Below are 24,181 nucleotides of genomic sequence, written 5' to 3'. Positions count from 1 at the left end.
TCCCTAAAAACCTTTAACTACAGTTTCCAATATCTCAACTGACCTGGAAAGCTCTTCCACTGTCTGATTCCCAAAGCCAAGTCTCATGGCCGTTAAACTTTCAGTCTGATACAACAGTGTCTGCGGCAAGTGCAGTCCTTTTAAACCACATTGCTTACTGATCCGCATTAAATTCAGAGAAGCATTCCATTTGGTCCATATGGCCAATCCTCCGGGAGGAGCAGAAAAAGTAACAAATTCGCCCAAATGCGATTTCAGTAACTCACAAAACACATCCCGCCTTTCATGATATACTTTCAGCGCCTTCTTTAAATGTCGCTGGATCTCCCCTTCCTGCAATAGCTCAGCCAGCACCTGTTCCATTAAAATATCACCCTGCCGGTCTACAATCCCTCTCAACTTTCCAAGCTCCGCAATTAAGTTCTCTGGTGCAACCAGATAACCCGAACGAAAACCAGGCGCAAGAGACTTGCAGAAAGATCCGATATAAACCACCATACCATGCCCGTCTGCGCTGGCCAGCGGCAGTACCGGGCTACTGTTGTAATGAAAGTCATAATCGTAATCATCTTCCAGGATCACAAAACCATATTTTACAGAAAGACCAAGCAATTCAATCCTGCGTTGTGCACTCAAGGTAACCGTAGTAGGATAATGATGGTGCGGTGTTAAATACAGCATCCGGATCCGGTGCTTTTCACATAGTGACTTAACAGCCTCTGCACTGATTCCCTCTTCATCTACCGGAACAGAAATGATCCTTGCTCCAACTTTTTGAAAGATCATATTGGCCACATAATAACTCAAATCGCCAACCAACACCAAATCATCTGCTTCCAGCAATAAATCTGCAGCAAGATAAATCCCCATATCAACCCCTCTGGTGATCATCACATTCTGTTTAGAAATATGTAATCCCCTGGTATTGTTCAGATAATTCACCAGCATTTCCTTAAAATATTCACTCCCCTCATTATGGGCAAAGCCCAGGTAACGACGGTTGCTCTTGCGTTTAAGATTGGTGCTGTAAACACGAGACAGCTGATCCAGAGGGGCCAGTCGCACATCTGGCAGTCCATCTGTAAATTCCAGTTCGCTCTCACTGCCTATAGCTGGAAGGTCCAGCAACATGCTTTTTTTAAAAGCATAACCAGTACTGGCAGGATAGCTGGCCAGAAACTCCTTATTGTACTTCAATGGATCGGTTTCCTTTGCCGCAGCTATAGACCCCACAAAAGTGCCTCTGTTGGGCCTGATCTCTGTCCAGCCCTGGGTATCCAGCTCATCATAAGCCGCAATGACTGTTTTACGGTGTACCTCTAACAGCTCAGCCAGTTGTCTGGAACCAGGCAACTGGATTCCCGGAACAATAACGCCCCTTTGCATCGCATTGATCAACTGGTAAGCAATTTGCAGATACACTGCCGTATCAGACTGTCGGTCGATATGGACCAAGCTCTTAAAAGGTATTTCAACCGGACTACTCATAAACTAAAAACTGGATCATTTTGACTACCCGGCAAGGTAGTAATTTTGAACAAAAAAAGAAATATGCCTCTTCAACAGCTACTTTCCCGGATTATAAATAATGATCAGCACCACGCCCGGTTTTTGAATACACTTTCCTTTATGGAGAACGCGGGTGCCCGCAAGATCTCGGCAAGTGAGCACCCTCAGACGGTAACCACCATGATCCTAAAACATGCGGCAGAAGAGCACCGGCATGCCTATTATTTAAAAAAACAGCTGGACAAAATTACCGCAGGAATTTGCCCCACTTATACCCAAAATGAACTCATAGCACCTTCAGAAAGCTGGTTTTACTTAAACAAATTGGATCTTTTTACCTGTCGGTACTTAAAACAAACATTGAGTTTAAGCGGAACAGCCCTCCAATATGCGGCCTATTTGTTTGTAACCTATGCTATAGAGCTCCGGGCAGATGAATTGTATCCGGTCTACCAGAATGCACTGAAACAGGCCGGACATAAAGTAACTGTAAAATCCATCATCCTGGAAGAAGCCGGCCACCTGGAGGAAATGATCGCTCAGCTGGAACATTTTTCTCCCGAATGGGAATTACATGCCGCTAAAATTGTAGCCATAGAAAATGATCTTTTCATAAAGTGGATCTCTTCCATGACAAAGGTCATAAATTCATGAGCACGAAATTGTTTGCAGAAGCTTTCCTGATTGAACGCCTGGAAGAACGCAAGCAAAATGGTTTATTCAGAAAACTAAGCCAGACAAAGGATCTGGTTGATTTTTCTTCCAATGATTATCTGGGTCTGGCAAGATGCAAAGAATTAGGTCAGCAGCTGCAAAAAGCAGTGAATTTATACCCTGATGCAATTTTAGGTTCCACAGGCTCCAGGCTATTATCTGGAAATTCAGAATTCGCAGAGAAATTGGAACAGGACATTGCCGCATTTCATGGTATGGAAGCCGCGCTGTTGTTTAATTCAGGTTATTCTGCCAATCTCGCACTTTTTTCCAGCCTTGCACGGCGAGGTGATACCATCATCATGGACGAAATGATCCATGCCTCTGTCATTGACGGCAGCAGAATGGGTTTGGGCAAGCGGCTGAAATTTAAGCACAATAACCTGGAGAGCCTGGAAGAAAAGTTAAAAGTGGCTACCGGTATTTGTTACGTAGCAGTAGAAAGTTTGTATTCCATGGATGGGGATCAGGCGCCTTTAAGCGCTATTCAGTATCTATGTTCAACATACAATGCCCTGCTGATTGTAGATGAAGCACATGCTTTTGGTGCCTTCGGGAAGGGTCTTGTTGCGCAAAACGGCCTGAGCAATCAGATTTTCGCAACACTTTTTACCTTTGGAAAGGCACTTGGTGCGCATGGCGCAGCGGTAACAGGTAGCCTGTTACTCCGCAATTACCTGATCAATTTTGCCCGACCCTTTATATACAGTACAGCTATGCCTTTTGCGCAGTTGCTCCATATCCGACTGGCCTATAAATACCTGCAGGACCACGAAGAATTACCTTTATTGTTGAAAAAGAAGATCCGTCTGTTTCAAGAACAACTTTCACCAATAACCCATATTCAAACCATGGAAGGCCCTGTTCAATCCATTTTAATTCCAGGGCAGACAGCAGTTCGCAAAGCCAGCCTGGAACTGGAAGCCCTGAATATAAAAGTCTATCCAATTGTGAGCCCTACCGTCGCTCCAGGTACGGAAAGACTAAGAATCTGCCTTCATACTTATAATACAGATCAGGAAATCGAGCAACTCTGTCAGTTTCTGCAACACACATTACACATATGAATATACCTTTATTTGTAACCGGTATTGGAACCGGTATAGGAAAAACCATCGTATCGGCATTAATTACAGAACAATTACAAGCCGATTACTGGAAACCAGTGCAGGCAGGCGACCTGGAACAAAGCGACAGCATGAAAGTACGCAGTTTAATTTCTAATACATACAGTATTATCCATCCTGAGGCCTTTCGTCTAAAGATGGCCGCCTCCCCCCATAAAGCTGCTGCAGCAGAACAACTAGAGATCTTACCAGAAGATTTCAAACTACCTGAAACCAATAAACAACTGATTATTGAGGGCGCCGGAGGTTTAATGGTTCCACTTTCGGAAACTTTCCTGATGATTGATCTGATCCAACAGCTGGAAGCAGAAGTGATCCTTGTCATTCGCAACTACCTGGGCTGTATTAACCACACCCTCCTTTCTCTGGAACTTCTGAAACACCGGAACATTCCGATCCGGCAGATCGTTTTCAACGGAGAAATGGATCTTGCTACCGAGCAAGTACTGCTAAAGCATTTTCCTCCAGGTGTACCCTATGCAAAAGTTCCCCAGTTCGGAGAGCTCAGCCAGCAAAATATACGAAACACAGCAAAAGTATTCTCCTTCCTTCAACATAAAAATTAAATCAAAACCAAGATATATGACAACAGAAAAAACAGTTCGGAACGACTGGACTTTAGAAGAAGTAAATAACATCTACCATCAACCCCTTTTAGATCTTGTCTACCAGGCAGCTACAGTTCACCGCAACTGGCATCCGGCATCTGAAGTTCAAGTATGCACCTTGCTCTCGGTTAAAACAGGCGGATGCCCGGAAGACTGTTCTTATTGCGGGCAAGCCGCAAGATACCATACCGATATTAAAGTAAAGGCTCTGATGACAAAGGAGGAAGTGGTTTCTATTGCTCAAAGGGCAAAAGATGCGGGCTCATCCCGTTTCTGTATGGCGGCAGCATGGAGAGAAGTCAGAGACAACCGGGACTTTGACCGTATTCTGGAAATGGTAGAAGGGGTCAATGATTTAGGGCTGGAGGTTTGTTGCACCCTTGGGATGTTGACCGAAGATCAAGCCAGGCGTTTACAGGAAGCAGGCTTATATGCTTATAACCACAACCTGGATTCTTCTGAAAATTATTACGAGGAGATCATCACCACCAGGACCTATAATGACCGCCTGAATACGATTGGCAATGTAAGAAAGGCCGGGATCACCGTTTGCTCCGGAGGGATTATTGGCTTAGGGGAAACTCATAAAGACCGGATTGGGATGCTGCTGACGCTGGCCACTATGCCCAAACATCCGGAATCGGTACCTGTTAATGCCTTAGCAAGAGTAAAAGGAACACCACTTGCCGATTTGCCCAAAATCGACACCTGGGAAATGGTAAGGATGATTGCTACGGCCAGGATATTAATGCCTGCATCTGTAGTTAGGCTTAGCGCCGGCCGCGCAGAAATGAATGAGGAAGAACAAGCCTGGTGTTTTATGGCAGGTGCAAATTCGATCTTCACCAGTGAGAGTGAAACCCTGTTGGTTACCCCAAACCCAGGCTTACAGCAAGATAAAAAAATGTTTGACGCTCTGGGTTTAAAACCTATGGTAAGAAAAAAACAAGAAGCATAAGATGAAAAGCCTCACAGAAAGAGATCAGCAGGTCATATGGCACCCCTATACTCAAATGTTAACCGCATCTCCCGCAATTCCTATTGTAAAGGGCAAAGGTGCATACTTGTTTGATGAGCAGGGAAAACGCTATCTGGATGCGGTCTCTTCCTGGTGGGTAACCCTTCATGGTCATGCCCACCCCTATATTGCAGAGAAAGTTGCCGCACAATTGCTCCAGCTGGAACAGGTCATTTTTGCCGGTTTTACACACCGGCCGGCCATTGAACTGGCAGAGGCCCTGTTGGATTTACTTCCTGGAAATCAACAAAAGGTATTTTATACGGATAATGGCTCTACAGCTATTGAAGTCGCTTTAAAAATGTGTCTTCAGTATTGGAGCAATAAAGGCAAGAAAAAGCAAAAGATACTGGCTTTCACCAATGCTTATCACGGAGATACTTTTGGGGCAATGTCTGTAAGTGGAAGAAGTCCCTGGACCAAACCGTTTGACACTTTGCTGTTTGATGTAGTGGTGATCGATCCGCCATCAGAAGATAATCTCCAGGAGCTCAAGACTTACATCTCGCTCGTTGCCCCCGAGATTGCCTGCTTTATCTATGAACCTCTGGTTCAAGGCTCCGCGGGTATGCTGATGCACAGTGCGGCAGCGCTTGACCAGCTGATGTCGTATTGCAGGGAACAAGAAATCCTTCTGATCCAGGATGAAGTATTCACAGGTTTTGGCAGAACAGGTAAAAATTTTGCCTGCGATCATTTAACCGCTGCTCCAGATGTGATGTGTTTTTCGAAAGGGCTCACAGGGGGAACAATGCCTTTGGGTGCAACCACCTGTACGAACCTCATTTATGAAGCCTTCCTTTCTGACGACCGCCACAAGGCCTTATTTCATGGACATTCGTTTACAGCAAATCCACTGGCTTGTACAGCTGCACTGGCAAGTATAGATCTCTTGCTTCAACAGCAGACTCAGGAAAATATTGAACGCATCTGTAAAAGACATCAGGATTTTCTGCTCAGCCACCAGCACCACCCCAGAATAAAAGCCATCCGGCAAACCGGGACTATTCTGGCTATTGAATGGCAAACCGGAACAGCCAGTTCCTATTTTAGCGATCTTCGGGACAAGCTTTATCATTATTTCCTGGGTGAAGGCATTTTACTCCGTCCACTTGGTAATATCATCTATCTTCTGCCTCCCTATTGTATCTCTGATAAAGACCTTGATGATATCTACAAAGCCATTTTAAAGGCATTGAATCAATTCTAAAAAAAATATTTCATCTTAGGTATTGTTTCGTACGAAAAGTTTCCTACCTTTATTGTATGAAAGATCTTAAAACAGAAGAACCCAGAAATATTGAGCCGACCAAAGCAGAACTGGAAATCCTCCAGGTGCTTTGGTCGTTTGGCGCTTCAACGGTAAGGTTTGTTAATGATAAACTGAACGAAAACCGGGAAGTGAACTATACCTCTACCCTTAAACTGATGCAGATCATGGCTGATAAAGGCATTCTTACAAGAGACGAAAGCCAAATGAAGCATATTTATCATGTGGCAGAAAAAGAGCAAAAAACAAAAGACTTCTTATTAGAGAAATTTATTGATACGATGTACAACGGTTCTGCGGGAAAACTCATGATGCAATTGATGGGCAATAAAAAAACTTCAAAGGAAGATTTAGACACCATTAAAGAATTGCTAAAAAAACTGGATAAATAACGAAAATTCAAAATAATTAAGAACCACAATTATGGAATTTCAATTCACAAACTTATTGCCCTCCAACTGGATGCACGCGTTGTGTGCCACCCTTTTTCACTCACTCTGGGTGGGTGTTTTTCTGGCTGTTTTAACCAGTCTGATCATTGTATCTACCAAAAAAAGTTCAGCTGCCCTGCGTTACAACTTGCTTACTGGAGCCCTTTGCTTATTTGTAGCAGGAATGCTTCTTTTGTTTTATCAGTCGCTGGGACTTAGTTCCGAAAGCGCCCCTATTGCCACCGCCACTGAGCATGGGATCCTGACAGCAGGACCATCTACATACCAGAATTTTACGCAAACAGGTATTTCAGATCAATTTAATACTTTTCTAAACCTATGGACTTCTTATTCTTCACAGATTGTACTGGTTTGGTTTTTGATCATCTGTGCAAAAAGCATCCAGATGATGATTGGCCTGCATACCGTTTTTTACCTCAAAAGAACGAGTGTTTTTGACGCCGGTAGCTTTTGGGAGAACAAAGTAGCCAGTCTTTCTGCAACTCTTGGTATTCGCAAGCATGTACAGCTTTTACAATCGGGCCTGGCTAAGGTACCTATGGCTGCAGGTCATTTAAAACCTGTTATTTTACTGCCTTTAGGCATGCTGAACGGCTTGTCAACCACAGAAGTAGAAGCTATTTTAAGCCATGAGCTTGCGCATATTAAGCGTCGGGATTATTTGGTCAACCTCCTGCAAAGTCTGATCGAAATTGTTTTCTTCTTCAATCCTGCAGTATTATGGGTATCTAAACTGATCCGTGAAGAAAGAGAGAATTGCTGTGATGACCTGGCACTGACCTGCACGGGCAGCAAACATGACTATATTAAAGCGCTGATTTCCTGTGAAGAATTTCAAAATAACACTCCTGCCTACGCAATGGCTTTTACAGGGCGTAAAAATCAGTTGCTGGAAAGGGTAAGCCGCATGGTTTTCAATAAAACGACTTCACTGAATAAAATTGAAAAGGCCATACTCACGATAGTATTGATCTCTTCACTGATCTTAACAGCTGCCTTCAGAAAAAAAGAAGAATCTAAACCGCTTTTGGCTCCTGCCACTAAAACACTGATAAAGAAACATCAAGAAGTTGTTGTTCAAGATACCACCAAAAGAACGCTCGTTAAAAAAACAACAACCAAAACTGAAGCCCATCAAACTACAACAACGAACGATAAAGACTATATTGAAGAGGAACGAAAAGCCAGGCTTGCCGATGCTAGAAGAGTAGAGCATGAACTGGAAGCTGTCAAAGACAGAGCCCGGGCCATTAAAGATCAATCTCAAAACGCTGCAGAGAATGCCCGTTTCAATAAAGAAACGGAACGTTACAATAAAGAAATGGCGCGATACAGCCAGCAGGTTTCAAAAAACTCGGCCAGATATGCTGTGGAAGCAAAGAAATATGCGGCAGCAGCAACCAGATATGCCAATGACCAGGTAAAATACAGCAGAGGTGAGATTTCAGTTCCCCCTACACCACCTGTACCGCCTACTCCACCAAGTCCTGCCAGATATGTTCCTAATGGAAGCAAAAGTTCGTCAACCTCTCAGCAAATCACAGAATCATTACTGAAAGATGGCCTGATCAATCAAGCCAAAAATCTCTCCTATAAACTTAGTAAAGATGAACTGGAAGTTAACGGGGTAACACAACCAGAGGCTGTTCATAGAAAGTATGTAAACAGATTTTTAAAAGACAATCTTAACAGAAAAATTGAAACTACGGTCAGCAGCAACTAGACAGTCCGGGTCAAATTAAACAACGCTAAATCTCTTCAAATGATCAGAAAATTGATGGCTTTATTTGCCATATGGCTTATTATTGCCCAAACTCCAGCATATACACAACAAACCAACCTCTCTGTTTCTGGCCTGATCAACGATGTGGAAGGTAAGCCTTTTGACCTGGCTACGGTATCTTTATTTACCTCTACAGACTCCGTGCTTGTTAAAACAACCTTTACTGAACGGGACGGGAAGTTTAATTTTGACCACCTCAAACCTGGGCAGTACCAGATCAGAGTATCTGCTATGGGATACGTAAATTACCGCAGCGAAAACTTGAGCTTAAGCTCAAGCTCTCCAGCATTACAGATAAAGGAAGTTCAATTGCTTCCTGCCTCTAAAAACCTGAAAGAGGTAAGTATCACTGCACAAAAAGCTTTTGTTGAACGTAAAATAGACCGGACGGTGGTTAACGTAGATGCTTTGATCTCTAATGCAGGTTCGACTGCCCTGGATGTACTGAGTAATTCGCCAGGAATTAGCGTGGATCAAAACGGGGTGATCAGTCTTAAAGGAAAGCAGGGCGTAGCGATATTTATAGACGATAAACCCACCTATCTATCCGGCGCCGATCTGGAAAACTATCTGCGTTCACTTCCCTCCTCTACTTTAAACCAGATAGAGATTATGACCAATCCTCCTGCAAAATACGACGCTGCAGGTACTTCTGGAGTCATCAACATCAAAACAAAAAAGAGCAAACAAGCGGGCTTTAATGGTGGGTTGAATTTAAGCCTGAACCAAGGTGAACTGAGCAGGTCAAACAACAGTGCAAATTTTAACTATTTTAAAAACAAGATCAATTTTTTTAGCACGTTTAGCTATAACCTGAACAACAGTTTTACTGACCTTGACCTAAACCGGACTTACAAAAACGATGATGAAAGCGTGAAGTCCTATTTTAACCAGAATTCCTATTTCAAAAGACATGGAAATACCTTTAACCTGAAAACAGGCTTTGACTATTACGCTTCTGAAAAAACCACCTGGGGCATGGTACTGACTGGAATGAACAGAGTATCCAGTAGTGTAAATGACAATGTGAGCAACCTTCTGAATCCAGACCGTCAACCTTATTCCATTATCAAGGCAAAAAATCTGGACGATATTCATTATAAAAACGGAGCGGTAAACCTGAATTACAGGCATAAATTTGACCAGACAGGAAAAGAACTGACTGTAGATCTGGACTACCTGGTTTACAGAAACCAAACCGACCAGGTCTATTACAACGACACCTACGCGCCCGATCAAAGCCTTACTGCTCAAGACAGACTAAACGGAAACTTACCTTCTCATCTTGATATTTATACCGCGAAATCTGATTACTCGCACCCTCTCGACAAAAACTGGAAGCTTGATGCAGGTGTAAAGGCCAGTTACATTAAAACCAACAATACCGCTGACTACCTATATACGATTAACCAAACTACCACTCCGGATTACGAAAAAAGTAATCATTTCATTTACAAAGAGAATATCAATGCAGCCTACCTCAACCTTTCAAGAGAAGGCAAAAGGCTTTCTCTACAAGCCGGTCTAAGACTGGAAAACACAGTTTCGAACGGACACCAACTTGGGAATATCATGAAACCCGATTCCAGTTTTAAACGCAGCTATACCAGTCTTTTCCCAACCCTGTATCTCTCTTACAAACTAGATACTGCCGGAACAAACCTTATCGATCTAAACTACGGCAGACGCATTGACCGACCATATTATCAGGACTTAAACCCTTTCTTTTCCCCGTTGGATAAATTCACCTATTATGTAGGTAATCCTTTTTTGAAACCGGCTTTTACGCAAAGTCTGGAACTCTCTTACACCTTTAAGAACATGTTTACGATAACACTGGGTTACAGCAAAACCAAAGACGATGTAAATGAGACTATTGAGATTGTAGATGGCATTTACTACAGCAGACCAGGAAACCTTGGCAAAAAAACAGCCAAAAGTATTTCTGTCGACGGAGGACGAGACCTGACCAAATGGTTAAATATTCACCTGCATGCCGACTACCAAAACACGCAGTTTGCCACAAATTTTTATACTGGCTTCCTGCAAACAACCGGAAATTATTTTGGCACACAAGCTACCGCTCAGTTTAAACTGGGCAAGGATTGGAATGCTGAACTAAATTACATGTACAATAACCGATTCTCCGATGCACAATTTATTATTGGGAAATTACAGGCAACCGGAGCCGCTGTACAAAAGAAATTATCTCCCAGCACCACTCTGAAACTCGCAGTAAATGACATTTTCCGCACAAAGATTTTCACTGGTGTCATTGACCATTTAAACCTTACAGATGCCAGCTGGAGAAACCGCAACGATTCCAGAACAGCGGTACTGAGTTTTAGTTATCGGTTCGGAAAAGCGATGAACAATTTGAGGAAACACGATACGACCGGCGCTGAGGCTGAACAGAATAGGGTCAAGAATTGATTTTATTGGTTTAATTATGTTAATTTTGAAAGAAATCAATCTTCATAATTTTGGCCAAGATCAAAAAAAATTCCCATAAGGTACTTTACAGAAAGTATTCATCTAATATTAAATATATTATGATGGTACTTACAGTATTGATCATTACCTACTTTTTACCCAAACAACCACGGTTCAGATACGAATTCGAGAAAGGTAAAGTATGGTTGAATAAAGACCTGGTCTCTCCCTTTAGTTTTGCTATCCTGAAGACCTTGCCCCAGGTAATTATTGACAAAAAAGATGCGCTGGAAAATGTTTTACCTATTTACAGATATAACAATGATTTGTTTAATGGTGTACAGGAGGCTTATTTAAATGAGTTTGATGTAAAATGGCAAACCAATTCCTTTCCGGAAAAAGAAAAACAAACCTATAAAACTGCTTCTTATAACCTGCTTAAATCTATTTATACCAAGGGGATCATTGCCCTTAATCCAAAACATCAGGGCAATGGAAAGAACTACGATATTTCTTTACTGAACAACAACGTAACCAGGCCAGTCAGTACCCAGGATCTTTTTACCGTACAATCTGCACTGGACTATTTTAAAAGCAATTTTAAAGCCCCCAACATAAAAATCAAGGAGGCCATAGAAAATCTGGTAGAAGACCACTTACAGCCAAATCTGGTCTTTGACGAAAAACTGACGACCATAGTGCAAAACAGCACGGTAAACAGCTTATCTACTACTCACGGAATGGTACAGAAAGGAGAACTGATCATTGCCAGAAACAACGTGATCGATGAAGATACTTATCAAAAATTACAGTCTTTCAAAGCAACTTACGAGGCACAAACAAAGACCATTGGCGATAGCAGGCTGGTTTATTTAGGCCAGATCTTATTAGTGGGTTTTGCACTAACCTTACAAATGGTATTTCTGTTCATGTTTCGCAAAGATATTTTTGCAGACAACAGGCAATTGTCTTTATTGCTACTGGTGATCACTACGATGCTCTTGGCACTGACCTGGGCAATTAAACTGAACCTGCCCAGCCTTTATTATATCCCATTCTGTATTGTGCCTATTATTATCCGGATTCTGTTTGATACGAGACTGGCGCTTTATCTTCACCTGCTGGTGATCCTAATAGCTGGCTTCTTTGTACCCAACAGCTTCGAATTTGTTTTTTACCAGACCACTGCCGGGATGGTAGCCATTTACAGCATCAGGAACCTGATCAAGAGAGAGCAATTGCTTTTATCTGCTTTATTCATCTTAACCGCCTATTTCATTTGTTTTGTAGGCATTGGCCTGTTAAGAGAGGGTTCATTTCAGGAAATTGAATGGATAAATTTTGTACCCTTTATTGTAAGTGTATTACTATCTCTTCTTGCTTATCCTCTGATCTATGCATTTGAGAGGGTATTTGGAATTACCTCTGATGTGGCCTTGATTGAGCTAACCAATACCAATAATAAACTGCTGAGAGAACTAGCTTTCAAAGCACCCGGAACTTTTCAGCATTCATTACAAGTAGCCAATCTTGCAGAAGCCGCTATTTTTAAGATTGGCGGAAACTCTTTACTGGTTCGGGCTGGCGCTTTATACCATGATATTGGAAAAATAGAAAACCCACAATATTTTATAGAGAACCAGAATACCGGCATCAGCCCCCATGATAAACTCCCTTATGAACAAAGTGCCCAGATCATTATCAAGCACGTTCATAAAGGAATAGAAATTACCCGTAAGCACCAATTGCCGGAGAGTGTAATTGATTTTATCAGAACCCACCACGGAAACACCAGGGTAGATTATTTTTATCAGTCCTTTTTAAAAAATTCACCTGAGAAATTTGTGGATGAAAACATTTTCAGATACCCCGGTCCTATTCCTTTTTCTAAAGAAACCGGAGTATTAATGCTCGCGGATTCTGTCGAAGCTGCCTCAAGAAGTCTAAAAAATCCAGATGCTCAAAGTATAAATGACCTCGTTGAACGTATCATTGACTACAAATTGGAACAAAATCAATTAGATAATTGCGATTTAACTTTAAAAGACCTTGAAACTATAAAGTTGATTTTCAAGACGATGCTCATGAGCATCTATCATGTGCGAATAGATTATCTACAAAATGTGTAAATTTCTTTTGCAAGTATCAATGAATTGCTATATTTGCACTCCCTCAGCACGGATACGCTGAGTAAATCGGAGGGATGCCTGAGTGGCCGAAAGGAACAGTTTGCTAAACTGTCGTACTGGCAACGGTACCGAGGGTTCGAATCCCTCTTCCTCCGCTAAATGGGATCCTATCGATCTCAAAAAAGACCTGCTCTACTTCGAGCAGGTCTTTTTGCTTATGTACAGATATGTCATCAGCAAATGCAGCCCGGAAAATCTCACCCTGTAATCGAAAACCTCTGTAACTTTAAAATTATTTTCTTATCAATCATCAATCCTGATCCTTTTTAACATTGGGGTCAATCTTTAAACCTAGCTGTTTTAAACCTTTTCCATGTGCTCCAAAGTATTGGGCAGGGAAAGGCTTATCTCCATGGATGGTTGACCATACATATTTGCTGAACATTAGGGCATCATCATCTATTCTATCTGGACGGGAGAAATCGAGTTTCTCAGTTTTGGGGGCCAATCTGATTTCAGCCTTCGATTTCATGTCCTTCTTGCTCGGATTCATCTCGTTCAGGGCGATATTGGTTGGAAGGCTGGTATAACCTGTATAATCTGGTGTAGCCTGGAAACATTCGGTCATTAGCGGAGCCAAGGCAACCAATTGGTTCATAGGCTGCACTCCAAAAATTTGGCATATGGTGTGCAACACTGACGATTGATTATAGAAAGTGCTCACTATCGCGTCACGTTTAACGTGTGGACCCGCCACTAAACAATACGAACGGTGCCCGTCAACATGATCGGTGCCTGTTTGTGGATCATCCTCATTAATAAATACGGCCATATCTTTCCAGAATGGGCTTTTTGATAGCGCATCAACCACTCTTCCTGTAGCCAGATCGTTGTCAGCCACATATGCCCTGGGAGTTGGTACTGTTGTACTGTGTCCGCTGGTATGATCATTTGGCAGGTAGATCACAATAAATTGAGGCAAACTTCCCTGCTTTTCATATTCAGATAATGCATTAATAAAAGCATCGGCCCTTACCTGGTCCGGAATACTCATTTGCCATCCGGGAAATCGAGGGTCACTGTATTTACGCAACAAGTCGGATGTATACACACATTTGAACTCTGCATCATTTGCTTTGTTGGCCCATGAGGTATAAAAATCTGTCCAGCTCTTTCCTTTAACCAATTCAGGATAATCCAGTTCACCAAAGTTTCTGAAAGAAATCCCCTTGCGCAACAGGTGATCCCAAATGAAACCACTTGCTGCATAGCATAAGGGATCTGTTCCAAAGTCATACGCACAATGCACAGATGCATAATCCTTTTCGCGGTACGGTGTTGTTATACCCTGTACAGCCCATTGATGCCCATCGTTGGATTGAACGCCGTTACAATAGTAATTGTCCAACAATACAAATTGGCTGGCAATGGCATGTGTGTTTGGCGTTGTCAACTTTCCAAATTCAACCAGGCTAGGGTCACAATTCCCTTTCCCAAAGTCACCCAATACCTGATCAAACTTTTTATTCTCCTTGATAATATAAACTACATGCTTTATCACAGAAGGCTCACCCGGGTTATTTGGAATAGGCTGTGGTACCACTCCAGATTTTGCTTCGGCCTGTGCCCTGATAATATCAAACAAGTGAAAGCCACTTTCAGCTTTTTGAGTATACATGTCCAGCTCTGCCTTGCTGCCCGGCAATGTTACCTTTTGTAATGCACCTTTTAATGGTACTACATTACCAATAAAAAGGTGATTGTTCTTAACACAAAGTGCTCCTGGGAAACCGCCAGCAGCAATAAATCCATAGGGTCCTTCTTGTGGTTTCTTTGGATTGATCAGTGCAATAGCATTGTTGCCGGCATTTGCAGCAAACAAGATGTTTCCATCTGCACTAAATTCCAGCGCATTGGTCAAACTTCCGTAAGGTAGATTTGGATTAGGTTTCGTATCGATGGTATGGATAATTTTGTTGGTTTTCACATCGATCACGCTGATTCCATCTCCACTGGCATCCGTAACATATAGGAGTTTACCGTTGGGCGATAGCACCATCGATTCAGGATGGATACGGGTACTAATTTCGGCAACAACCTTTTGGGTCTTAATATCGATCACCGAAACCGAGCCACGCAAAGCAATTGAAGACTCATCTACAGCAACATCCGACCCCGCCGACTTCTCCGTTTTATCCCCTTTACCGGGAACAGATCCACCAAAATTACTGATAAAGGCCGTGGATTCATCCTGTGTTACCACAACTGCATATGGGCATATCCCAACCGGGATATTTCGCAAGACCTTTTTCGTTTTCAAATCAACCACAGCAATCCGATTGGCAATAGCCAAGGCTACCAAGGCTGTTTGAGATCTGTTGCACAAACCAATCCCAAGAGGATTTGTTTGTTTATTATCAATAGAAAGGTCAATGGCCATTTTGTAGGTAAAAGTTCCACTTTTACTAATTGTGCCAATGTACATGTTCTTTTGTTGCCCGGTATAATAAACGGTAGAATCGTCGCTGGCTACAACAAGTCCATTCATTGATCCCCCATCATCTTTATCGGCGAACTTATTTTTATTGTTCAGCTTAAAATTATCTGCATCCACAACAGATAAATGTCTATCTGATTTTACCACAACAAATTTCTCGTTTCGTGCCAGGGCTACATTCAATATCCTCTCCCTTGACTCAAATGGGATAGCAATCCCTTCTGGTTTTACAATATGCCCGGCAGAAGAAAGTATGCTTCCAACAGGTAATTTCTGCCAGGCTTGGTTTCCATGGAGACTGTCAGTGTTATGGATTACTGTCTTACTGTTATCCTCCTTAACCGGGGCTTTCTTGTCCTTATGGCGATTGGTAGAATTGTACCAGTCGTTGCTTTTATTCTCTTGGGATAAGACTGTTGTTCTTATACCAGTCAGCAATACAACAAAAGTAAAGATGCTAAATAAACGTATTGATCTCATGGCAATTGATTACTATAAATAGGGGTTGTTTAAATCAAAAAAGCATTCATTATGAATACATAAATTTATAAAAAGAATGTTACCATAGGATTAAGAAAATTGAAAGCATATAAAACAGCTTGGAAGCTAACACCAGCACTTCCGTTAAGCTAATCTTACTTTTGAAATTTAATTTTAAGACGAATAACCTGTGTTGAATCCTGAGAACCAGTGGTCCATTTTGAGCCTTTCATCAGTATATCAACCGCTTTTTGATTGTTTTTTTCAGACAAACCTTTTTTGATCCTCACATGAACAGGATTTCCATGAGCATCTAACTTAAACTCTAATTTCACTGTTCCTGACTGACCATCCGGGAGAACAGCCTCATCCTTAAGATACTTTTGGTAAGCTGTCCATCCAATAAGAGGCTCAAAAGAATGGGTTTTCCTTTTCGCTCCATAGCCCACAACAACAACCTCATTTAAACTACTCGTACTTGGATTTAAGGCAACATCTAAACTGTCCTTTCCTTTAAACTTTATTTGTTCCTGATCATAACCTAAGGCCGACACCACCAGATTTTTATTTTTTAATTTTGAAGGAACAGACAATGTAAACTCACCTTTGACATCTGTCACAGTTGTTATGGATGACGCCCCCCTGATCATGATTACAGCACCAGACAGAGGAGAACTGTCTTGTTTATCTTTAACAACCCCTTTCATTAATACAGACGCATCGGAATGGCCAGATTCTATACGTACACCAGCCAGCCTCCCTTGTAAAGCCGAAGCCAATGAATCTGTACCACGTAATATGATCTGAGAAGATCCAGTAACAGCTTTTTTCCTTGCAGCTTCGTAACCTACAACCGCCACTTCAGCAAGGCTTGTCTTCGCTGTATACAGCGAATCATCTTTCTTATTTTCAATACCAACGACCTTAGGAGATAAAGTATCCGAATGCCTGCGTTTTGCCGCCAATCTATTTCTTCGAAGCTCCCGCAGATGCTTTTCAGGTTGTATTTGTGTAAGAAGCTGCTGTTGATTTCTTGCAGAATCTGGCGGCAAAACAGGCTGCACTTTTGCAGAAACAGAAGGCCGCAGCACAGGCTTCATTTCCTGCGTACGGGTCATCCAGAAAACCGCTATCCCCATAACTATAAATAACGAGGCCGCTGCAGCGAGTATTTTCCATGAAATTATTTTCCTGGTTTTAGCTCCCCCCGTACGCATGGAAATCAATTGATCTATTTCCGTTAAATTATCCTGATGTAATCGTCCTTCAGCCAGTTCCATCCCCATCATCAAATCCATAAGCTCAGGATCATGCTGTGCGCGTCTTTCCAACGCGTACATTGCACGTTCATCCAGCTCTCCTCTCAGATACTGCCTGATCAATACTATGTCATTCTGGCTACTCACGATTTTTCTCCATGCAAATTTTCAAATTCCTTTTCCCATTCTGTATATAGCTCTTAACATCATTTAGGCTAAACCCTGTAAAATCCACAATTTCCTTATAGCACCTTTCTTTAAGAAAAAACAAACTGATGCTCTGCTTTTGTTTTTCCGGCAGCCTTTCCAGACACTTCTCCATAGCTATCAACTGACGTTCTTTATCTTCCAAATCTTCCTGATGCGGTTTCAAAGGAAATTCCACAAAATCATCAATAGCCACATGCTGCCTGTTTTTTGAAGACCGCAGCTGCATTAAACAATAGTTTTTACTCAGCACATAAAGCCAGCTTCCAAACTGACGGATCTCCTGTTTTTTCACTTTCACAATCAGCTCTTCAAAAATCTGCATCACCGCATCTTTACTTTGTTCACTATCCTGCAAATAACGGTAGCAAACATAATAGACCATAGAAGAATGGGCACGAAACAATTCACCAAGCGGGGCAAGATCACCTGTTTCCAGGTAAAGCTTCAGCAAGGCTGCATCGTTGAGCGGATCTGTATCTTTAGAGCGTTTGAGCCAATTCATTCCTGTAAAAATACTTTTTTTTCTAATCGTTTATGGAAATTTTAAAAGGGATGCATCCCCCTGCAAAAATCCATAATATGAAAAGAATTATTTATTTGATCATGCTGCTCTTAGGTCTGACGACCTTCAACAGCACCGCCCGCACCATTCGCGGAAGTGTATATGGCACAGACGACAAAAAACCGATACCTGGTGTCGCTGTTCTCGTAAAGGGTACGAATATTCTCACATCAACAGATCTCAATGGGCAATATGCGGTGGTCACTAAAGAGGAAAAAATTGTACTGCTCTTTTCCATGATTGGTTACGAATTCCAGCAGGTAGAAGTAAAAAAGTCCAATACAATCGACGTCTGGCTGCAGCCCGCCAAAACTTCTCTACAGGAAGTCGTGGTAATGGGTTATCAGACACAAAGAAAACAGTTACTCACTGGATCAGTCAGTATTCTATCTGGATCTGCAATGGCAGGTCGAGTCGCAGGTGTTCAAATCCGTGGTTTAGCAACTGTTCCTCAGGACAGAGAAAGCTATAAAGGTATTGTAGAAAATGGTTTTTTAAATCCTGTAAAAGAGCCCTTATCTACTTTTGCAATAGATGTAGATCAGGCTTCCTATAGTAATGTACGCAGGTTGATCAACCAGGGCCAGTTGCCTCCAAAGGATGCGGTGCGTACCGAAGAGTTATTAAATTATTTTCACTATGACCTTCAAGGTCCTCTTAACCAGGATCCTGTTGCGATACATACGGAGTTATCTTCTGCTCCATGGAATCCCCGGCACCGCTTACTGCGCATCGCCTTAAAAGCAAAAGCACTTAAAACAGAGCAGCTACCTCCTTCTAATCTGGTTTTTCTACTGGATGTATCCGGTTCTATGGAAGGGCCCAACCGGCTTCCGCTGGTCAAAGCTTCCATGAAAATGCTGGCAGACCAGCTGAGGCCAGAAGATCATGTAGCTATTGTAACCTATGCCGGTACAGCGGGCTTAAAACTAGGCAGTACAGCTGGTGATCAGAAAACGAAACTCAAAGAAGCGATTGACCAATTGGAAGCCTCTGGTTCAACTGCTGGTGGAGATGGCATAAAAATGGCCTATCAAATTGCCAGGGAACATTTCATCAAACAGGGAAACAACCGGATTATATTAGCCACCGACGGAGATTTTAATGTGGGTGCTTCAAGCGATGAGGATATGGAAAAACTGGTCGCTAATGAAAAAAACAGTGGGATCAGTTTATCGGTCCTCGGCTTTGGAATGGGTAATCTGAAAGATAGTAAAATGGAGACTATTGCAGATAAAGGGCATGGAAACTATGCCTATATAGATAACATATCCCAAGCCAGGAAAGCCATGGTTACCGAGTTTGGCAGTACACTTTTTACCGTCGCAAAGGATGTAAAAATACAGGTAGAGTTTAATCCCGGAAAAGTACAGGCCTATCGTTTAATTGGTTATGAAAACAGACTCCTTGCCAAAGAAGACTTTAATAACGACGAGAAAATGGGCGGAGATATGGGGGCTGGCCACAGTATAACGGCCCTTTATGAAATTATACCGGCAGGCCTGAAAGATAATTTCAGTAGTAGTGTTGACCCGCTTAAATATCAAAAACCAAAGGATGGCATCTTTAACAATACTTCATCGGAGATTGTTACCGTTAAATTCAGATATAAAAATCCTGATTCTAAAAAGAGCCATATGCAGCTGGCCACTTTAAATGATGCCCCAACACCTCTTTCTAAAACAAGTGATGACTTCAGATTTGCCAGTGCTGTTGCAGAATTTGGGATGCTGCTCCGAAATTCAGAATATAAACAGCAATCTGATTTCAGCAGCCTTATTTCAAGGGCAAAAGCGGCAAGAGGAAAAGATGATGAAGGCTATCGTACTGAATTTATTACCCTGGCAGAAAGTGCAAAACTGCTTTCTAAAAACAATGAGATAGCCCTGAATGAAAAATAGAAAAAGGAGGTAACTACGATGCGCATCGTAGTTACCTCCTTTCAATTCCTCTAAACCAAACTAGTCTGGTATCCTGAAGAACTTCCTTACCTCTTCATAATTATTGATATCGATGTGTTTCGACGTCATTAACTTCGTTCCTCCTGGTATAATAACATAGCGATATTGCAAAATAGTAGATAATGCTACACTATTTATACCACTTGAATTATCGGCAGTAAACCGGGTGATAACAAAATGCTTGAGCCTTGGAAAATAAGACATAGTATTTAGCTTTCCACCCGCATAACTGGTATAAGGTAAAGTATAAACTCCACCACCAAAAGTAAAGTAAACCTGATAAACCGCATTTTCCAAATAATCAGCACTTAATGCAGGCGCAGATAAGTCTGCGGCATGCATATTCGTATTGTCAGCTATAGTATCCCTGAAATTTGTGGCATAGTTCCAACCCGAATACAATACATTTGCTGTCCCGGCTGGTCCTTGTAAAGATACTGCCGGCCCCCATCCCGATGCTATTTTAGGCCCATAAAGCATAAAATTAATTTTATCCAGATAATAATCTCCTTGAGCGCCTAGTGATGCCGCTGGTATACCTGAACCACTTAATATTTTACTTCCTGGAATTCCTGCTGCGCCGGTTGCGCCGGTAGCCCCAGTTGCTCCAGTAGCACCAGTGGCTCCAGTAGCACCTGTTGCCCCTGTACTTCCCTTAAGAGAAAAGCCAGTTCCCCATCCAGAAGCAGTTTTAGGTCCATAAAGCAGGCTCGTAGAACTATTCAGATAATAATCACCAACTGCGCCCAGTGTACCATCAGGCAACGTCGTTCCGCTATAAATCATGCTTCCTGCTTTTCCGTTAGGACCAGTAGGGCCTGCGGGACCAACCGCTCCTTGCTGCCCGTTTTGCCCTACTGGCCCTTCAGGCCCTTGTGCACCATCTTTACTGCAGGACAGTGCAAATAATCCAATCATCGCAAGGCCTGTTAATAAGTAATTGATCTTTTTCATAAGATTTAAATTTTAAATAGATTGAAGGTTAATCATCAGATTCAAATCTCTCCATTCGCTCAAACAGAGACACGAGTATTTCTACGCTTTCTTGCAGCGTATTTTCACCTGATGTTGGCATCGGCAATACATCCTATTATTATCCAAAAACTTTTTCTTACAGATCATGTTATTTCTTCGTGAGTGTATAATTTGTTTTTATTAAAGGAGCCGTTATCATTTAGCGGCTCCCTTTTAACTCCAGTTTCATGAAAGAAGATCCTTTAAAGAAAATACTCGTTGTAGATGACAATCGTGATATCGTTGAGATTACGACCATAATTCTTGATTTGGAAGGTTATGAAGTAGACGGCATATTTAATGGTACCGATGTGCCCGACAAGATCAGTAGTTTTCAGCCGGAACTCATTTTGCTCGATGTGATGCTTGGAGATCGTGACGGCCGGGAAATCTGCCATGAAATCAAAAGTAATCCTCAAACTGCACATATAGGCATTATCATGATCTCCGCTTCTCACGACCTCGGTAAGATGGATGAAAAATATTGTAAACCGGATGGAATGATTTCAAAACCTTTTGATATCCAATTCCTTATTGAAACCGTTAATAATTATTTCAAAAAATAAAAAGAGACATCTTTTGATGTCTCTTTTCGATAAGGATAGATAAATAATTATTCTGCTACGGCAGCAGCATTAATAGAAGCTTCAGCTACTTGCGTCAAATCTTCATCGGTTGCCTTTTCATTATCTAAGGTCTGCTGCAATAAGTCAACCACTTCCGTGTGTCCCATACACTCTGCAAACGTCCTTAACGTACCATAGGTACCTATCTCATAATGTTCAACTTTTTGAGCAGCAAGAATCAACCCGGCATCTCTTATCATGGTGCCTTCATCCGTATCCTCAATGATACTGTTGGCTTCCTCCAACAATCCAGCCATGGCATCGCATTTTTTAGCCACAGGCTTTTCCTCCAATAATTCAAACACTTTCTCCAGCGTTTCAATATGCGTCTGGGTTTCTGCAGTATGTTTGTCAAATGCAGCTGCCAACTCAGGGCTGGTCGCCGCTTTTTTCATTTTAGGCAAGGCTTTTACCAGATGCTTCTCTGCCCAATAAATGTCTTTTAACTCATCAACAAAAAATTCGTGAAATTCAGAATCTTTCATCTTGCCAGTCATTCCGGATACTTTCGATCCTTTTTTGCTTGTTACTTTTGTTGTAGTTGCCATAATTTTTGTTTTTTAGTTCGATGTACCCTACTAACCTTTGCAACTGCCGATTGTTTAAAAAATTAAATCTTTTTTTAAACAAAACTTATTTGCTAAAAACCTGTTCTTCATTACTTTACAAACTCTATTTTTTATGCCCGAAGGACCATCAGCCACAGAGTAAAATACATGCTATACCATTGTCTAAACTCAAGCTTATAATCACAGAAGCCCGGCAATATAGTTTTGATTTTCTGGAATGGAAAAAAGCTTTTACGCTTAAAAAGCACTGGCTGGTCAACACCAGAAAAATCTGCCCGCTTGGACATCCTTTAAAAAAGGAATATTTAGGAAAAACCAAAAGACGAACATTTTATTGCCTGATCTGTCAAAAACTATATCTGTGACAGATTAAAAATAACGATCAAAAGTTAAACCATAACTTTAATGTATAAATAGTTTATACGTAGGCAAACAATATAGAGAAAGTAGTGTATTTTAATTACTAAACAGACCGAAGCCTAACAAGTTTCCTAAAAAATATTTTCGTATAAAAAGAATAATACCATAACCACCAATACAGAAATGAAATAATTTTTTAATTTGAACATCAACTCAGCTGGCTATATGGAAGATCTGCAAAACATATATAAAAATCTTTTCCAGTTTAATCCACAACCTTTATGGACTCTAAATACAGAAACTTTTAAGTTCGTAGATGTAAATGAAGCCGCACTCCATCTGTACGGTTATTCCAGAGAAGATTTTTTAGAGATGACTATTCAGGACATCACCCCACAAGAAGATCTCCCCGAACTTGAAGAAGCCATTAAAAATTTAAAAAAGACCTCAAACAGCATCATAGTTAATCGCTCGCGCCATTTAACAAAGCAAAGGAACCTCATCAATGTAGAACTTAAAAGTAGTGCATACGAATCGAATGGGGTCATAAACGAGTTTGTAGCTGTAACTGACATTACCGAACAGATTAAAATCGAAATCGCTTTTGAAATGGCCCAGCGGGAATTGATCCGAAGAGAACAAAGGTACAAAGCACTGGTACAGGGAGGTTCAGATTTAACAGCCATTATAGATCTGAATGGGATTTACAAATTTGTAAGTGAAAGCTGCGGACCTCTTTTGGGTATTGAACCAGCACAGTTAATGGGCAAAACCGCGTTTGATTACATTCATCCGGAAGATGCAGAACGAGTAGCCCAAACTTTATCAAAACTCATAGATATGAAACGTGTAATGATCGACCCCTTTCGTTTTCGCGATGGCTACGGACAGTGGAGATGGATCAGTACAGCAGCAACCAATCTTCTTGATGATCCCGTAATCTCAGGTATTGTAACCAATTCTAAAGACATCACAGATGTCATCAATGTCAATAATGAACTTCGTTTAAGCAATGAACGTTATAAGCTTGTGTTAAAGGCAGCCGATGAAGCAATTTGCGACTGGGATATCGCAAATGATCATGTGGATTGGGGAATTGGTTTTCAAGAAATTTTCGGCTATGATCTAAGCGTTTATAACAATAATTTGTGGTCAGAAAATATCTATCCCGATGATAAAGAAGCGGTATTGCAGGAAATGAAAGAAACCCTGGAAGACCCTTCCATTCCTATTCTCTATTCAGAATATCGGTTTTTCAAAGCCAACAAAGAAGTGGCTATTATTCAATACCGTGGCATTTTTCTGAGAAATGAAGAAGGAAAAGCCATAAGAGCTGTTGGTGCATTTCGTGATATTACCGCACAAAAACACAGCTTAAATAAAATTCAAATGCAAAATAAACAGCTTAAAGAAATTGCCTGGACACAATCTCATAAAGTAAGAGATTCCCTAACCCGGATCATGGGCTTGGTAGAGCTATTAAAAGACGAAGAATTTTTAACTGATGGACAAAAACAGTTGGTTAATTATCTCTGCATATCAGCAGAGGATTTAGATCTGGGGGTACGAGAAATAGTTAAAAATGCAGAACGCAGTTAGT

General features: G+C 41.5%; 18 protein-coding genes and 1 tRNA gene. 13 read left to right on the top strand and 6 right to left on the bottom strand.

Translation table 11 applies throughout. From position 1 onward, the window contains the following. Positions 1-3 precede the first annotated feature (3 nt). Positions 4-1,488, bottom strand: coding sequence for a PLP-dependent aminotransferase family protein (locus R2S08_RS18770; protein WP_316836567.1), 1,485 nt, complete (start codon positions 1,486-1,488; stop codon positions 4-6). A gap of 63 nt (positions 1,489-1,551) precedes the next feature. Here R2S08_RS18770 and R2S08_RS18765 point away from each other — a divergent pair, with 63 nt between their 5' ends. From R2S08_RS18765 to R2S08_RS18720, 10 genes are all read left to right on the top strand, one after another. Next, positions 1,552-2,163, top strand: coding sequence for a hypothetical protein (locus R2S08_RS18765; RefSeq protein ID WP_316836566.1), 612 nt, complete (start codon positions 1,552-1,554; stop codon positions 2,161-2,163). Next, entirely contained in the window at positions 2,160-3,290 is a 1,131-nt protein-coding gene (locus R2S08_RS18760; RefSeq protein WP_316836565.1) for a pyridoxal phosphate-dependent aminotransferase family protein, read from the top strand. The genes R2S08_RS18765 and R2S08_RS18760 overlap by 4 nt, the downstream gene beginning before the upstream one ends. Beyond that, a complete protein-coding gene (gene bioD, locus R2S08_RS18755; protein WP_316836564.1) occupies positions 3,287-3,916 on the top strand; it encodes a dethiobiotin synthase in 630 nt (209 codons plus the stop codon). The genes R2S08_RS18760 and bioD overlap by 4 nt, the downstream gene beginning before the upstream one ends. A gap of 16 nt (positions 3,917-3,932) precedes the next feature. Next, positions 3,933-4,916: a biotin synthase BioB gene (gene bioB / locus R2S08_RS18750; protein ID WP_133784718.1), complete on the top strand. Its 984-nt coding sequence runs from the start codon at positions 3,933-3,935 to the stop codon at positions 4,914-4,916. A 1-nt stretch (position 4,917) separates the two neighbouring features. Then, positions 4,918-6,186: an adenosylmethionine--8-amino-7-oxononanoate transaminase gene (gene bioA, locus R2S08_RS18745; protein WP_316836563.1), complete on the top strand. Its 1,269-nt coding sequence runs from the start codon at positions 4,918-4,920 to the stop codon at positions 6,184-6,186. A gap of 56 nt (positions 6,187-6,242) precedes the next feature. Beyond that, positions 6,243-6,638 carry a BlaI/MecI/CopY family transcriptional regulator gene (locus R2S08_RS18740; RefSeq protein WP_316836562.1) on the top strand — a complete coding sequence of 132 codons (396 nt, stop codon included), beginning with the start codon at positions 6,243-6,245 and terminating at the stop codon, positions 6,636-6,638. Positions 6,639-6,669: 31 nt separating this feature from the next. Beyond that, positions 6,670-8,421: a M56 family metallopeptidase gene (locus tag R2S08_RS18735; protein ID WP_316836561.1), complete on the top strand. Its 1,752-nt coding sequence runs from the start codon at positions 6,670-6,672 to the stop codon at positions 8,419-8,421. Positions 8,422-8,460: 39 nt separating this feature from the next. Next, positions 8,461-10,914, top strand: coding sequence for a TonB-dependent receptor domain-containing protein (locus R2S08_RS18730; RefSeq protein WP_316836560.1), 2,454 nt, complete (start codon positions 8,461-8,463; stop codon positions 10,912-10,914). A 122-nt stretch (positions 10,915-11,036) separates the two neighbouring features. Continuing rightward, complete coding sequence (locus R2S08_RS18725) at positions 11,037-13,043, top strand: HDIG domain-containing metalloprotein (RefSeq protein WP_316836800.1); 2,007 nt, start codon at positions 11,037-11,039, stop codon at positions 13,041-13,043. Between the two features lie 68 nt (positions 13,044-13,111). After that, positions 13,112-13,198 (top strand) — tRNA-Ser (locus R2S08_RS18720). A gap of 155 nt (positions 13,199-13,353) precedes the next feature. Here the strand turns inward: R2S08_RS18720 and R2S08_RS18715 are convergent. The 3 genes from R2S08_RS18715 to R2S08_RS18705 all read right to left on the bottom strand — a co-directional run bounded on the left by R2S08_RS18715 (position 13,354) and on the right by R2S08_RS18705 (position 17,991). Then, entirely contained in the window at positions 13,354-16,020 is a 2,667-nt protein-coding gene (locus R2S08_RS18715; RefSeq protein ID WP_316836559.1) for a bifunctional YncE family protein/alkaline phosphatase family protein, read from the bottom strand. A gap of 155 nt (positions 16,021-16,175) precedes the next feature. Further along, positions 16,176-17,426, bottom strand: a complete 1,251-nt coding sequence (locus R2S08_RS18710; protein ID WP_316836558.1) for a carboxypeptidase-like regulatory domain-containing protein — start codon at positions 17,424-17,426, stop codon at positions 16,176-16,178. Next, positions 17,419-17,991 (bottom strand): sigma-70 family RNA polymerase sigma factor, encoded by a 573-nt coding sequence (locus tag R2S08_RS18705; RefSeq protein ID WP_316836557.1) that lies wholly within the window; start codon positions 17,989-17,991, stop codon positions 17,419-17,421. The genes R2S08_RS18710 and R2S08_RS18705 overlap by 8 nt, the downstream gene beginning before the upstream one ends. A gap of 77 nt (positions 17,992-18,068) precedes the next feature. Here R2S08_RS18705 and R2S08_RS18700 point away from each other — a divergent pair, with 77 nt between their 5' ends. Next, complete coding sequence (locus R2S08_RS18700) at positions 18,069-19,952, top strand: vWA domain-containing protein (protein ID WP_316836556.1); 1,884 nt, start codon at positions 18,069-18,071, stop codon at positions 19,950-19,952. A 60-nt stretch (positions 19,953-20,012) separates the two neighbouring features. Here the strand turns inward: R2S08_RS18700 and R2S08_RS18695 are convergent, their stop codons facing one another. Continuing rightward, positions 20,013-20,966 carry a hypothetical protein gene (locus R2S08_RS18695; RefSeq protein WP_316836555.1) on the bottom strand — a complete coding sequence of 318 codons (954 nt, stop codon included), beginning with the start codon at positions 20,964-20,966 and terminating at the stop codon, positions 20,013-20,015. Between the two features lie 248 nt (positions 20,967-21,214). On the opposite strand from R2S08_RS18695, the gene R2S08_RS18690 reads away from it, so the two are divergent. After that, complete coding sequence (locus tag R2S08_RS18690; RefSeq protein WP_316836554.1) at positions 21,215-21,592, top strand: PleD family two-component system response regulator; 378 nt, start codon at positions 21,215-21,217, stop codon at positions 21,590-21,592. A gap of 47 nt (positions 21,593-21,639) precedes the next feature. On the opposite strand, the gene R2S08_RS18685 is transcribed toward R2S08_RS18690, so the two are convergent. Then, complete coding sequence (locus R2S08_RS18685) at positions 21,640-22,200, bottom strand: ferritin-like domain-containing protein (RefSeq protein ID WP_316836553.1); 561 nt, start codon at positions 22,198-22,200, stop codon at positions 21,640-21,642. A 582-nt stretch (positions 22,201-22,782) separates the two neighbouring features. Here R2S08_RS18685 and R2S08_RS18680 point away from each other — a divergent pair. Continuing rightward, on the top strand, positions 22,783-24,180 hold the full coding sequence (locus R2S08_RS18680; protein WP_316836552.1) for a PAS domain-containing protein: 1,398 nt from the start codon (positions 22,783-22,785) through the stop codon (positions 24,178-24,180). The last annotated feature ends 1 nt before the right edge of the window (position 24,181 follow it).

Origin of the sequence: Pedobacter nutrimenti, assembly GCF_032678445.1 — a bacterium.
In the GTDB taxonomy this organism is placed as follows: domain Bacteria; phylum Bacteroidota; class Bacteroidia; order Sphingobacteriales; family Sphingobacteriaceae; genus Pedobacter; species Pedobacter nutrimenti_A.
The sequence above is the reverse complement of the archived record's forward strand: the minus strand, read 5'-3'. Positions and strand labels throughout refer to the sequence as shown.

Coding starts and splice junctions, on each gene's coding strand:
- R2S08_RS18770 (WP_316836567.1), bottom strand. CDS start 1,488: ATGAGTAGTCCGGTTGAAATACCTTTTAAGAGCTTGGTCCATATCGAC.
- R2S08_RS18765 (WP_316836566.1), top strand. CDS start 1,552: ATGCCTCTTCAACAGCTACTTTCCCGGATTATAAATAATGATCAGCAC.
- R2S08_RS18760 (WP_316836565.1), top strand. CDS start 2,160: ATGAGCACGAAATTGTTTGCAGAAGCTTTCCTGATTGAACGCCTGGAA.
- bioD (WP_316836564.1), top strand. CDS start 3,287: ATGAATATACCTTTATTTGTAACCGGTATTGGAACCGGTATAGGAAAA.
- bioB (WP_133784718.1), top strand. CDS start 3,933: ATGACAACAGAAAAAACAGTTCGGAACGACTGGACTTTAGAAGAAGTA.
- bioA (WP_316836563.1), top strand. CDS start 4,918: ATGAAAAGCCTCACAGAAAGAGATCAGCAGGTCATATGGCACCCCTAT.
- R2S08_RS18740 (WP_316836562.1), top strand. CDS start 6,243: ATGAAAGATCTTAAAACAGAAGAACCCAGAAATATTGAGCCGACCAAA.
- R2S08_RS18735 (WP_316836561.1), top strand. CDS start 6,670: ATGGAATTTCAATTCACAAACTTATTGCCCTCCAACTGGATGCACGCG.
- R2S08_RS18730 (WP_316836560.1), top strand. CDS start 8,461: ATGATCAGAAAATTGATGGCTTTATTTGCCATATGGCTTATTATTGCC.
- R2S08_RS18725 (WP_316836800.1), top strand. CDS start 11,037: ATGGTACTTACAGTATTGATCATTACCTACTTTTTACCCAAACAACCA.
- R2S08_RS18715 (WP_316836559.1), bottom strand. CDS start 16,020: ATGAGATCAATACGTTTATTTAGCATCTTTACTTTTGTTGTATTGCTG.
- R2S08_RS18705 (WP_316836557.1), bottom strand. CDS start 17,991: ATGAATTGGCTCAAACGCTCTAAAGATACAGATCCGCTCAACGATGCA.
- R2S08_RS18700 (WP_316836556.1), top strand. CDS start 18,069: ATGAAAAGAATTATTTATTTGATCATGCTGCTCTTAGGTCTGACGACC.
- R2S08_RS18695 (WP_316836555.1), bottom strand. CDS start 20,966: ATGAAAAAGATCAATTACTTATTAACAGGCCTTGCGATGATTGGATTA.
- R2S08_RS18690 (WP_316836554.1), top strand. CDS start 21,215: ATGAAAGAAGATCCTTTAAAGAAAATACTCGTTGTAGATGACAATCGT.
- R2S08_RS18685 (WP_316836553.1), bottom strand. CDS start 22,200: ATGGCAACTACAACAAAAGTAACAAGCAAAAAAGGATCGAAAGTATCC.